General features: G+C 72.2%; 10 protein-coding genes. 6 read left to right on the top strand and 4 right to left on the bottom strand.

The features are described from left to right. Positions 1-20: 20 nt before the first annotated feature. Positions 21-716, bottom strand: coding sequence for a pyridoxamine 5'-phosphate oxidase family protein (locus PSQ21_RS03400; RefSeq protein ID WP_274028913.1), 696 nt, complete (start codon positions 714-716; stop codon positions 21-23). Positions 717-751: 35 nt separating this feature from the next. Between PSQ21_RS03400 and PSQ21_RS03395 the strand changes: the two genes are divergently transcribed. Further along, positions 752-2,083, top strand: a complete 1,332-nt coding sequence (locus PSQ21_RS03395) for an aminotransferase class I/II-fold pyridoxal phosphate-dependent enzyme (RefSeq protein ID WP_274028912.1) — start codon at positions 752-754, stop codon at positions 2,081-2,083. Here PSQ21_RS03395 and PSQ21_RS03390 read toward each other — a convergent pair. Beyond that, positions 2,070-3,140, bottom strand: a complete 1,071-nt coding sequence (locus PSQ21_RS03390; RefSeq protein ID WP_274028911.1) for a DMT family transporter — start codon at positions 3,138-3,140, stop codon at positions 2,070-2,072. The two genes, PSQ21_RS03395 and PSQ21_RS03390, sit on opposite strands and share 14 nt — an antisense overlap. Positions 3,141-3,214: 74 nt before the next feature. On the opposite strand from PSQ21_RS03390, the gene PSQ21_RS03385 reads away from it, so the two are divergent. Continuing rightward, positions 3,215-4,129: a LysR family transcriptional regulator gene (locus tag PSQ21_RS03385; protein ID WP_274028910.1), complete on the top strand. Its 915-nt coding sequence runs from the start codon at positions 3,215-3,217 to the stop codon at positions 4,127-4,129. A gap of 32 nt (positions 4,130-4,161) precedes the next feature. Here PSQ21_RS03385 and PSQ21_RS03380 read toward each other — a convergent pair whose 3' ends face one another. Then, positions 4,162-4,608 (bottom strand): Rieske (2Fe-2S) protein, encoded by a 447-nt coding sequence (locus PSQ21_RS03380; protein WP_274028909.1) that lies wholly within the window; start codon positions 4,606-4,608, stop codon positions 4,162-4,164. A 69-nt stretch (positions 4,609-4,677) separates the two neighbouring features. On the opposite strand from PSQ21_RS03380, the gene PSQ21_RS03375 reads away from it, so the two are divergent. Beyond that, positions 4,678-5,181: a S8 family peptidase gene (locus tag PSQ21_RS03375; protein ID WP_274028908.1), complete on the top strand. Its 504-nt coding sequence runs from the start codon at positions 4,678-4,680 to the stop codon at positions 5,179-5,181. A 416-nt stretch (positions 5,182-5,597) separates the two neighbouring features. After that, a complete protein-coding gene (locus PSQ21_RS03370) occupies positions 5,598-7,262 on the top strand; it encodes an ATP-binding SpoIIE family protein phosphatase (RefSeq protein ID WP_274028907.1) in 1,665 nt (554 codons plus the stop codon). 117 nt (positions 7,263-7,379) lie between these two features. Here the strand turns inward: PSQ21_RS03370 and PSQ21_RS03365 are convergent, their stop codons facing one another. Then, a complete protein-coding gene (locus PSQ21_RS03365; RefSeq protein WP_274028906.1) occupies positions 7,380-10,637 on the bottom strand; it encodes a BTAD domain-containing putative transcriptional regulator in 3,258 nt (1,085 codons plus the stop codon). Positions 10,638-11,152: 515 nt separating this feature from the next. Between PSQ21_RS03365 and PSQ21_RS03360 the strand changes: the two genes are divergently transcribed. Next, positions 11,153-12,028 carry an ACP S-malonyltransferase gene (locus PSQ21_RS03360; protein ID WP_274028905.1) on the top strand — a complete coding sequence of 292 codons (876 nt, stop codon included), beginning with the start codon at positions 11,153-11,155 and terminating at the stop codon, positions 12,026-12,028. Positions 12,029-12,031: 3 nt separating this feature from the next. Next, entirely contained in the window at positions 12,032-12,289 is a 258-nt protein-coding gene (locus tag PSQ21_RS03355) for an acyl carrier protein (protein ID WP_274028904.1), read from the top strand. Position 12,290 lies beyond the last annotated feature (1 nt).

Genomic DNA, 12,290 nt, shown 5'->3' with positions numbered 1-12,290 from the left:
CGGGGCCGCCGCGACCTCCGTCAGAGTGCGGAGAGGTAGTCCGGTACGCCGATGGCCGGATCCAGGTCGTCCGCGGGGACCGGCGCCGCGTAGCCCCGGGTGAGCGGCACGATGCCGGTCCAGTGGGGGAGGGTGCTGTCCTCGGGCTCGTCGTTGGGTCCGCCGGTGCGGACCTTCGCGGACACCTCGTTCAGGTCCAGCCGGATCACCGCCGTCGCGGCGAGCTCCTTGGCGTCGGCCGGCCGGGAGTCCTGGGAGCGGCCGGGCACGACCTGGTCCACGATCGCGTCCAGGGCGAGCCGTCGCTCCTCGGGGTCGGTCACCGTCACGGCCGTGCCGTGCACCACCACCGAGCGGTAGTTGATCGAGTGGTGAAAGGCGGACCTGGCCAGCACGAGGGCGTCGACGTGGGTGACCGTCAGGCAGACCGGCAGCCCCGGGTCGGCGTTCCGCGCCGACCGCAGCGGTCGCGATCCGGTCGAACCGTGGACGTACAGCCGCTCCCCTATCCGGCCGAAGAGGGTCGGCAGGACGACCGGGGCGCCGTCGCGTACGAAGCCCAGGTGGCAGAGGTAGGCCTCGTCGAGGATGGAGTGGACCAGCTCGCGGTCGTAGGAGGCGCGCTCCTTGGCCCGGGTGGGCACCGTGCGGTCGGTGGGCGGATAGGGGGCGGCGACGCCGGAGCCCGTGCCGTCGGGCGATGCGGTGTGCTGCATTGCTTTCTCCATTGCACTAGTGCATACTATTGTTTGTGCTAGGAGAGTATCGGATCAGTGGGCGGCGCGCATCGGAGATCGCCGCCAGTGTGGAGCGCGGTGTCGGCTCCGGAGACCTCCCGCCCGGTCAAGTTCTGCCCCCCATGCGGGAGTTGGCGGCGCGCCTGGAGGTCAATCCCAACACCGTGGCCGCCGCCTACCGGACGCTGCGCGAGCGCGGCGTGATCGAGACGGCCGGACGCCGAGGCAGTCGGGTGCGTCCGGCCCCGGCCAGCACGTCACGCGGATCGTTGCGGATCGAAGCGCCCCCCGGCGTACGGGACCTCGGCGAGGGCAACCCCGATCCGGAGCTGCTGCCCGACCTCGGGCCGGCGCTCGCCGCGGCGGCCGCCGCCGACGCGTCGAACCACGGCCTGTACGGTCAGGCCGCCGTGGTCGCGGAGTTCGCCGCGTACGCCCGCGCGATGCTGGATGCCGACGGGGTCCCCGCCGGGCCGGTCGCCGTGACGTCCGGAGCCCTGGACGCGATCGAGCGGGTCCTCGCGGCGCACCTCCGGCCGGGCGACGCGGTGGCGGTGGAGGACCCCGGCTGGGGCAGTGTGCTCGATCTCGTACCGGCGCTCGGGCTGCGCGCCGTCCCGGTCGGCGTGGACGACTCCGGCCCGCTGCCCGCGGATGTGGAGCGGGCGCTGCGGGCCGGGGCGCGGGCCCTCGTCGTCACCGACCGGGCGCAGAACCCGACCGGCGCGTGCCTGGACGCACCGCGCGCCCGGGAGCTGCGCGCGGTCCTCGGACGCCACCCGGGCGTGCTGCTGATCGAGGACGACCACGGGCACGCCATCGTCGACCTGCCGCTGCACCCGCTGGCCGGGGCGACGGCCCACTGGGCGTTCATCCGGTCGGCGGCCAAGGCGTACGGTCCTGACCTGCGGGTCGCCACACTCACCGGGGACGCCGTCACGGTCGACCGGGTGGCGGGGCGGCAGCGGCTCGGGCCCGGCTGGGTCAGCCGGCTGCTCCAGCGCGCCGTGCTCCATCTGTGGACCTCGGGCGCCGTCGACACCCGTGCGGTGTCCCGGTCCTACGGCGACCGCCGGAACGCGCTCGTCCACGCCCTCGCGGAGCGCGGCGTGGTGGCCCGGGGCCGCAGCGGAATGAACGTGTGGGTGCCCGTGAGCGACGAGACCGGGGCGGTCGCCCGGCTGCTCCACGCGGGCTGGGCCGCGGCGCCCGGGGCCCGCTTCCGGCTGGACACGCCCCAGGGGGTGCGGCTCACCGTCTCCCCGTTGACCGCGGCGGACATCGGGCCGCTGGCGGACGCGGTGGCCGCCGCCGCGGGCCCCGCGCGGCCGGTCAGCTACGGCTGAAGCCGCCCGCGTCCGCGCCGGGTGCGTCGGCCCGGCCGGCCGCGCCCGGCGCGTCGGCCGCGGGCCCCGGAGTGGCGGCAGGGCGGGCCCGACTCTGGGTGAGGGCCGCCCCGACGAGGACGATCAGAGCCCCGACCGGGGTGTTCCAGCTCAGCTGTTCGCCGAGCAGCGTGACGCCCGCCGCCGTCGCGATCACCGGGATGAAGTACGTGACCATCTGGGCCGTCGTCGGACCGACCTCCTGGACCAGGCCGTACTGGAGCAGTACCGCGAGGCCCGTGCCCAGCGCGCCCAGGGCGAGCACCGAGAGGGTCGGGAGCAGCGGGAAGGACGTGGGGGCCGAGGTGAACAGCGGTGTGACCACGGCAAGTTGCAACGTACCGAGGAAGAGCTGGCTGCCCGTCAGCGCCAGCGTCGACGACCCAGTTCCGGCCAGGGTGCGGCGGACGTAGATCCAGCCGACCGGATAGCAGAACGAGGCGAGCAGCGCCATACCCGTACCCGGCAGATCCAGGCCGGAGAAGCCCTGCCAGGCGCCCAGCACCGTGAGGACGCCGAGGAAGCCGACGCCGAGGCCGGCCACCCGGCGGCGGGTCGGGCGGTCCTCCGACAGGGCGACCCCCGAGAGCGCCATGCCCCACAGCGGTGAGGTCGCGTTGCAGATCCCGGCCAGCGTCGAGGGGATCGTCAGCTCCGCGTAGGAGAAGAGCGAGAACGGCAGCGCGTTGAGGAGGAGTGCCGCGACCGTGAGGTGCCCCCAGGTCCGGGCGGAGCGCGGCAGTCGCTCCCGACGCATCGCCATGGCGGCGACCAGCACCGCCGTACCGGCCAGCAGCCGGCCGAACGTGACCTGGAACGGGGCGTAGCCCTCGGTGCCGACCTTGATCAGCAGAAAGCTGAACCCCCAGATGAGCGAGAGCCCCGCGAACCGGATCCGCCAGTCGAGGGCCGGACGCCGCGCGGCGGGCGCGGTCGGGACGGCCGGGGCGGTCGGGGCGGGCGGCGGGGGAGGTGCTGGCGCCGGGGCCGTGGCCCCGGGCTCGCAGGGAGCGCTCATGAGGTCCACCCTGACCAAGATGACGTCGTAGGACAAGCGAATCTTTCTGTGCTTGTTCGCGTAGCATTGCTTATATGTTGAACCTGGAGCGGCTGCGCACGCTGGACGCCCTCGCCCGGCACGGCTCGGTGAGCGGAGCGGCCGACGGGCTGCACGTCACGACGTCGGCGGTCTCGCAGCAGATGGCGAAGCTGGAGCGAGAGGTGGGGCAGCGGCTGCTCGCGAAGAACGGCCGCGGCGTCCGCCTCACCGATGCCGGCCGACTGCTCGCGGACCACGCCGCCCGGATCCTGTCGCAGGTGGAGCTGGCCCAGTCGGACATCGAGGCGCAGCGCGGCGAGGTCGTCGGCGAGGTGCGGATCAGCGCCTTCCCGACCGCGGCCCGCGGGCTGTTCCCCGCGATGCTCACCTCCCTGCGCGCGGACCACCCCGACCTCGCCGTCCGCACCCGTGAGCTGGAGCCCGAGCAGGGGCTGCGCGCGGTGCTCCGCGGCGACGTCGACCTGGCCGTCGTGCTCGACTGGAGCAACAAGCGGCTGCCCGTGCCCGGCGGGCTGGCCAAGGCCGAACTCCTCGACGACGCACCGGACATCGCGATGCCGGCCGGACATCCGCTGGCGGAGCGGGACGAGGTGGAGCTGGAGGACTTCGCGGACGACCCGTGGGTGTCCTGGCCCGAAGGCGAATTCTGTTACGAGTGGCTGATGTTCACCCTGCGGTCCCGGGGCATCGAGCCGCGCATCGCCCACCTGGCCGGCGAGCACCACACGCAACTCGCACTGATCGCCGCCGGGTTCGGCGTCTGCGTGGCGCCCCGGCTGGGGCGCGGTCCGGTCCCCGAAGGGGTGCGACTGGTGCCGGTGCGGCAGACCATGCGGCGGCACGTCCACGCGGTCTGGCGCACGGACGCGGACCGCCGCCCGTCGGTCCGCGCCGCGGTGCAGGCGCTGCGGGCGGCGGGCGCGGGCGTGTCGGCGGGCGGCGGATAGCGGACAGCGCGTAGGCCCGGGGGCAGGGGCGGCTACGCCAGCCTGATGGAGTCGCCCTCGACGGTGATCTTCCGGGCAGGCAGCGGCCGGGTGGCGGGCCCGCCGGTCGGGCTGCCCGTGGCGGCGTCGAACGTGGAGTTGTGACAGGGGCACGTGATCGTGCCGTCCGAGACGTCCTTGACCGCGCAGCCCTGATGGGTGCACACGGACGAGAACGCCTTGAACTCGCCCGGCTGCGGCTGGGTCACGACGACCTTCTGCGCGGCGAAGACCACCCCGCCGCCCTCCGGGATGTCCGTGGTCGAGGCGAGCACCTCTGTGCCCTTCCCGTCGCCGCTCCCGGGCTGCTCGACCGTGTCGGACCCTTCCGAGCCGTCCGACCCCCCGCACGCGGTGAGGGCTCCGGCCGCTCCGGCCGCTCCCACCGCGGCGACGACCGTGCGGCGTCCGAGGAGGCGGCGCTCCTGCGTTGCGCTCATCGCGGCATTCCCTTCGTCGGTGTCCCTGTTCCGATGGCCTCGGTCAGAGGTACGTGCCCCGGGGCCGCGATGTTCACGCCGGGAGGCGGGCGCGCTGTCTTCGACGTGCTGCGCACCCTGGAGAGCGCGATCCCCGAGAGCTACGGCGTCGCCAAGAAGGCGAAGCTCGTCGGCGTCCGGGTTCTGAACTGCCAGGGCACCGGCTCCACTTCGCAGATCGTCGCGGGCATGGACTGGGTGGCGCGGAACGCCCGGAAGCCGGCCGTCGCCAACATGCCGCTCGGCGGCGGCAGCGACCGGGCCATGGACGACGCGGCCCAGGGCGCGATCAACGCCGGGATCCCGGTCGCGGTCGCCGCGGGCAACGACAACCGGGACGCCTGCGACACCAGCCCCGCACGGCTGCCCGCCGCCATCACCCTCGGCTCCACCGACAGCAACGACGGCCGCTCCAGCTTCTCCAACCACGGCCGCTGCCCAGACCTGTTCGCCCCCGGCGGCTCCATCGTCTCCACACGGATGGGCGGCGGCACCCAGACCATGAGCGGTACGTCGATGGCGACGTGCGGCTGACCGTCACGGACCGGGGCGGCCGCAGCGGCACGACCTCCCGCCAGGTCTCCTGCTTCGCCTTCACCGGCGGCCAGCCGCTCTGCTTCGCCGGCTGACCGCCGTACGCACGGAACACCGCCTGCCGCCGCGGGCCCGGAAGCCCCCGGGCCCGCGGCGGCTGGCCGTGGTGACACGGCCCGGGGACGTCCTCCGTCGGCGGCTGCGGAGCGCGGGGATGGGCTGACGTGGTGAACCACCACCGAAAGGACGCCGTCGTGTACGTGCGGGGGTATGGTTCTATCCAGCCAGGCGGACGCTGGACGGGAGGCTCGTTCGTGCGAGAAGGCGATCGCAGACGGAGCCCGCTGCGTGCGCGGAGCGGGGCCGCGGCAACGCTCTCCCGGCACCGCCGAAGCGCGACATCGGCCGGCCGTTCCGTGATCCGCGACCACCTGGAGTGGCTCAACGACGCGAGTACGAGCATCGGGACCACGCTCGATCTTGAGCGCACAGCACAGGAGTTGGTCGAGTTCGCCGTGCCCCGGTTGGCGGACGGCGGGGCCGTCGACCTGCTGGAGTCGGTGCTCCGCGGTGAGGAGGGGGTGCGGGCGGACGCCCAGCCGACCATTACCCGGGCCATCGCCGTGGCCGTCATCGACGCGCTGGCGAATCTGGAACCGGACGCGGTCGGGGAGATCTCCGTCTACAAGGAGAGGGCGGTGGACCGCTGCCTGACCGAGCGGGAGCCCGTGCTGATCGCCCGGCTGAGCGCCGACGACTACGGATGGGTGGCTCCGACAGCCGAAGCCGCGGTCCTGCTGCGCGACGGGGGAGTGCACAGCTACATGGCGGTGCCGCTGGTCTCCCGGGGCGTGCTGCTGGGGGTGGCCGACTTCATTCGCGCGGGCAACAGGCCTTCCTTCACCGACACCGATCTCGCGCTCGCGACACAGCTCGCCTCGCGTGCGGCTGTCTTCCTGGACAACGCACGCCTGTACGGGCAGGAGCGGGAGCGCCTCGTCGCCCTCCAGCGCAGCCTGCTCCCGCGTGCCATGCCGAGCACACCGGGCCTCGACGTCGACGCCTGCTACGCCCCGCCGACGGACACGAGCGGCGTCGGCGGGGACTGGTACGACGTGGTGGCCCTGCCGGGCGGCCGGAGTGCCCTGATCGTCGGCGACGTCATGAACCACGGGCTGTCGGCGGCGGCGACCATGGGACGGCTGCGTACGGTGGCGCGCACGCTCATGGCCCTGGACATCGCCCCCGAGCACACCCTGGCCCGCATGGACCTGGCCGCCCGTGACCTGGACGACGACCAGGTCGCCACCTGCCTCTGCGCGGTCTACGATCCTGCGACCCGGGACTACACCCTGGCGAGTGCGGGACATCCGCCACCGCTGCTGGTCGACGCCGCGGGGTACGCCACACACGTCGACGTGCCGCCGGGCGCACCGCTCGGCGCCGGCGTCATCCCGTACACCTCCGTCCGCCTGCCGGCACCCCCGGGCAGCCGGCTCGTGCTCTACACCGACGGGTTGTTCAAGACCCGAACGGATGATGTGGAAACCCAGCTGGAGAGGCTGCGCGACACCGTGTCGCGGACCGATCCCGCTCGCCTGTGCACTCTGGTCACGTCCGGGGCGGGGCTCGGCACCCGCTTTGACGAGGCCGTCATGCTGATGGCCACCAGCCGCTCCGCCCCCAGCGGGGGCGACGTCGTCGTCTGGGAGCTGCCGTCCGACGCCACCGCCGCCTCCGCCGCCCGCCGGCTGGTCAGGGAGCAGCTCGACCGGTGGAGCCTGGCCGGGCTGGCCGACACCACCGAGCTCGTCGTGAGCGAGCTGGTCGGCAACGCCCTGCGGTACGGAGGCGGCCCCGGTCAGCTGCGGCTGCTGCGACACGACCGGTTGACGGTCGAAGTCACCGACACGGGAGCGGACCTTCCGCATATTCAGCCCCCGACGCTCAGCGATGAAGGCGGGCGGGGCCTGCAGCTCATCAACATGCTGTGCCGACGCTGGGGCTCCTGCCGGACGCCCACCGGCAAACTGGTCTGGGCCGAGCAGGACGTCACCCCCTCCGCTTCCGACATCGGCTGACACTCGGCGCGGTGGCTCGGGCGCTCCTGGTCGGCAGTCACCCTCGGTGACGACCACCTTCCGCCGCCGCCGTCACGACCACGGTTCTCCTCCTGGCTCCCCGCTGACGCCGAGCGCCTACTCGACCGCGCCCGCCGCTTCACGTGTCTCCTTGCCCAGAAGCTCGTCGAGCAGGAGCGTGGAGGGCAGGGCGGAGTTGAGGTAGACGTACTCGCGGTGGTGCTCGACGACCGCGAGCAGGGTGCGCAGCGTGTCCATGGCGCCCTCCCGCTGCTCGGCGAGATGCTGAGCCTGGGCCAGCAGGCCCAGGTGGAGGGGGAGGTGGATTCTCGTCCGGGACAGCCGCATCTCGGTCAGCGCGTTCATCATCTGCGCGATGCCCTCCCGCTGTCCGGCGTACGTGAGGGCCCAGCCCAGGGGGACGTGCAGCAGGGCCGCCCAGGAGGACAGGCCGTGCTCGACGGAGAGTTCCACGCCCTGCGCCCCGAACTCCCCGGCCGCGTCCGGATCGCCCTCCCAGGCGGCCACCATCGCGTTGACGTAGAGCGCCTGGACACGGTCCCAGGGCCTGTCGCCCCACTGCGTCAGCCTCAGAAGGCGACGGCACTGCTCGGCGGCCGCCGGGCGTTCCCCCGTCAGCCAGCGGGCGAAGACGTCGTGGGTGCGGAAGTAGACGCGCGGATCGGACCGGTACATTCCGTCCGGCAGCCGGCCCTCGCGCTCCAGCCGTTCGGACAGCTCCACGCCGTGCTCGAAGAACCGCAGCGCGTCGGGCAGCCGGTCGCGGATGAACAGTGCCATCCCCTCGCCGTACACCGCGCCCAGCCGGGCCGCCGGATCGCCGGTGCGTGCGGCGATGGCCTTCAGCCGGTCGGTCAGCCGTCCCGATTCGTCGTAGCGTCCGCGGACGAGGAGCGACGCGCTCAGCATCGACAGGAGCGCCGGATCGTCGGCCCGGTGCGGGTGCGCGCCGGGGGCGTAGCCCCGGAGGATCGCCGTCTCGGCCTCGGTGTCGCCGAACCCGCGTACGTGGCTCAGCAGATGGGCCAGTTCACTGTGGAGTCGCGGCGCGAGACCGCGGGCGGCCGCATCGTCGGGCATGCGGCCGATGAGGTGGATGGCACGGCGCAGCCACATCTGACGGTCGTCCGGGGCCAGGCGCGCCCCCGCGTTCTCGGCCGAGGCCAGGAACCACGGAAGTGCCCGCTCCGGAGGCATGGCGCCTTTGGCGCGCCAGGCGTGGTGGGCGATGCGGTCGCTCCGCTCCGGAGGGATCTCCTCGGCGAACCGCGGGGACAGGGCGTGCGCGTATGCGGCGTGCAGCTTCTGGCTCTCCTCCTCGGTGAGCCCGCCCACGAGCACCTCCCGGGCACGCGGCGGGGCGAGCCGGAACCGGCCGGCGGGCGGCTTCCCGGAGACGAGCAGCCCGTGCCGGACCGCCGACTCCACGATCGCCGCGGCGCCTTCGCCGCCTGCGGCGCGGCACACGGAATCCAGTTCGATGTCGGGTGCGGCGATGGCACAGAGCCGTAGAAGTCGCAGGACCGGTCCCGGAAGTTGGGCGAACTCCTGGCGGAGGACCTTGCGCGCGCACGGGACGACCAGACCGGTCAACGCGTCAGCGGCGCCGGGGTCCTGGAGGTCTCCGGCCTCGCGGAGGAGGGAGAGCATCTGGAGCACGGAGGAGGGGCTGCCCACGGACTGCCGGTGGAGCGCTTCCACGATGCGCCGGTCGACGCCCGGCCCCGAGTGCGCCTCGGCCAGGGCGGTGACTTCGGGGAGAGTCAGGGCCCCGAGCCGCAGGATCTGCGTGTTGGGGCCCCTGAGTATCCCGGCCATCGTCGGGTACCGGGAGCTGTCGGGCCAGGTCTCCAGATCCCAGCCGGTCAGCACGATGCCGAGCGGATGCCCCTGTCGGCGGTCGGCCAGCAGGCGGAGCACGTCCAGCGACGCCGCGTCCGCCCGGTGCACGTCCTCCAGGAGCAGCACCAGGGGTCGCTGCGCCGCCAGGGCGAGCAGGATCTCGCAGAGCGCGTCGTGGGTCCGGAAGGGGTTCGGCGGGTCGCCCGGCCCGCGTCCGCCGTCCGGGCCCGGCCACCACTCGGGCAGCAGTGGTGCCAGCAGCGCGGCGAACGGCGCGGCGGCGGCCCGGTAGGCCTCGGGCCGTGCCGCCGAGAGCCGGCGCAGCACCTGGGTCCACAGCCAGTAGGGCGGAACTCCCTCGCCGGAGAAACTACTGCTCTGGATCGTTTCGATGTTCTCGTCCAGGGCCCGGAGGCGGTGGACCAGTTCCATCACGAGATGCGTTTTCCCGAGTCCGGAGAAACCGAGCACGCACGCGAGATGTCCGTGACCGGCAGCCGTTTCGGCCATGGCGGCGACCAGAAGATTCACCTCCCGTTCGCGGCCTATCAAAGGAGAGGCGATCCCGGGTTCATCCGCCACGGGCGAAGGGGCGGCGGAACGGCCGGGCGTCCCGCGTTCCTGACGGTCCGGCGCCTCCTGGTGACGTAGGGCCGGTTCGGCCGGCGGGCAGGGCGCGGCTGGGCGCGCGACCGTGCTGGACATCGTTGTCCGGACCTGCCGCGGAAACGCGGTCGCTCCGGGGTGAGCGGGACCGCCCGGCGCGCCGCGCCCACGCTGGCCTCCCAGTTCCTGTCGGAGGAGGGCGGTGTGCAGCCGCTGGAGATCGGCGCTCGTGTCCACCCCGAACTCCTCGACCAGGTAGCTCCGCGTGCACTCGTACATCTTCAGCGCCTCGGCCTGTCGGCCCGACCGGAACAGCGCGGTCATCAGGTGGCCCACCATGCGTTCCCTGGCCGGGTGCTGACGGACCTCGCGCTCCAGTTCCGCGACCACCTCGGCGGTCCGCCCCAGGAGGAGTCCGGCCTCCGCGGACGATTCGAGGGCGGAGAGCCGCATCTGCTCAAGACGGGTGCTCTCGTCGGCGAGCGACGGGTGGGTGAGGAACTCCGCGTACGGGGAGCCGTGCCAGAGCGTGAGCGCCCGCGTGAGGTGCTCCCGGGCCGCCAGGGGGTTCTGCCCCGCGAGGAGTCGGCGGCCGGTGGAGAAGAGCTGCTCGAAGCGGTACGCGTCCACCTGGTCCGACGCGAGCTCTAGCACGTACCCCGGGGCCTGGTAGCGCAGGATCGCGGACCTGCCGGGGCCGGCCGCCGGGGCCAGGGCCCTGCGCAGGTGGGAGATGTGACTCTGCAGGGTGGCGACAGCCTGCCGGGGGCGGGCATCCCGCCACAGCTCCTCGATGAGCACCGTGGTGGGGACGACGCGGCCCAGCCTGATGAGGAGGAGGGCCAGGAGCGCCCGGCGGCGTGGTGGTCCGAGCGGGATGTCGCGGCGCTGGTACCGGGCCGACATGGGCCCCAGCACCTGAAGCGCCGGCCCGGTAGGGGCCGACGGCGATGAGGGCGGCGACGCCCCGTCGGGCTGATGCACAAACATATTCTCCTGCCCTACACGTTCTCACGCCTGAGACTTCATCGGTGAATACACCTTAGAACAGTGGTCTCATCCGCAGGGATTTTCCGGGTGGTCATGGACACTGGGCGTTATAGGGTGATGCTCGCGCGGATGTCAACGGTGCAGAGTCGCCGTGTGACGCGAAACCGGCCATGCATGCGGTGAATTCCCGATAGACACGAGGCGAGTCCCGGCGGCCCGGATCCCTTGGTACGGGCCTTTGGCCGCGCCCCTTCGGGAACCCCGGCCCCGGGCACCGGCAAGCGAACGGCAGGGATTCGGGCAAGGCCTTGCGCCGGAGCGCCAGCGAACCGGCCAGCACCCAGCAAGGGGTCTGGGTCAACATGATCGAAACCGCCATTTCCGAGTGGGTCGAGCCAATCGCTCGGCGCAGATCCAGGAGGCGTCACACGGTGTTCGCGATTCTCTTTCCTGGTCAGGGCTCGCAGTTCCGGGGCATGGGTGCAGATGTTTTCGGCCACTATCCGGGCATCACCCGATTCGCCTGCGATCTCCTCGGATACGACCTCCCCGCACGCTGCCGCGACAACCAGGACGACGTGCTCGCCCGAACGGAGTGCACGCAGCCGGCCCTCTTCACCGTCAACGCGCTGCACGCCTTCGAGCGGGAGCGCCGGGAGGGCCGGCCCGCCGACTGCTATCTCGGGCACAGCCTCGGGGAGTACAACGCGCTCCTCGCCGCCGGGGTCTTCGACTTCGAGACCGGTCTCCGCATCGTCAAGAAGCGCGGCGAGCTGATGGCCGCGGCTTCGGGCGGCGGTATGACCGCGGTCATGAACACCCCGGTCGAGCGGCTCCTGGAGGTGCTGGGCGCCGACGGCGTCGAGGGGGTGGACGTGGCGGCCCACAACACCGACACCCAGGTCGTGATCGCCGGCGCCGACCACGCCCTCCGGGCCGCCCACGCCTCGCTGCGGGCAAGGAGCATCCGCTTCGCCCCGCTCCGGGTCGGTGCCGCATTCCACTCGCGCGCCATGGAATCCGCGCGCACCGCGTTCGAGGCCTTTCTCCGAGAATTCACCTTCGCGGAACCCTCGGTGACCGTGATGTCCAACGCGAGTGCACGCCCCCACGAGGGGCGCATGATTCCGGAGCTGCTGGGCCGGCAGATCGTCGAACCCGTTCGATGGACAGAAAGCGTTCGCTATCTCCTCGAACGTGACGCCGCCCTGGAGTGCGAGGAAATAGGCGGAACCTCGCTCCTCCGCATGGTGAAAAGTATTGCCAATTACAGTCCTCGGGGAACTCTGACGAAAAGCGGGGTATGAGCCATGGGTCGAACCCAGCAGCTACGGAACATGATCGAGGAACAGTTTCTCGTTGAATTCGATGAAGAACTGACCGACCGGAGCGACCTTTTCAAGGCCGGGGTGATCGATTCCTTCGGATACGTCCAGCTCCTCGGATCCATCGAGGAGGAATTCTCGATCCAGTTGAAGGACGAGGACTTCCTCAAGAACATTCTCACCTCGCTGGAATCCATCGACGCCTTCGTGGCGAAGAAGCTCGCCGAGCGCGGCGACCGCTGAA

The organism is Streptomyces sp. MMBL 11-1 (assembly GCF_028622875.1).
Taxonomy (GTDB): Bacteria; Actinomycetota; Actinomycetes; order Streptomycetales; family Streptomycetaceae; genus Streptomyces.
The sequence above is the reverse complement of the archived record's forward strand: the minus strand, read 5'-3'. Positions and strand labels throughout refer to the sequence as shown.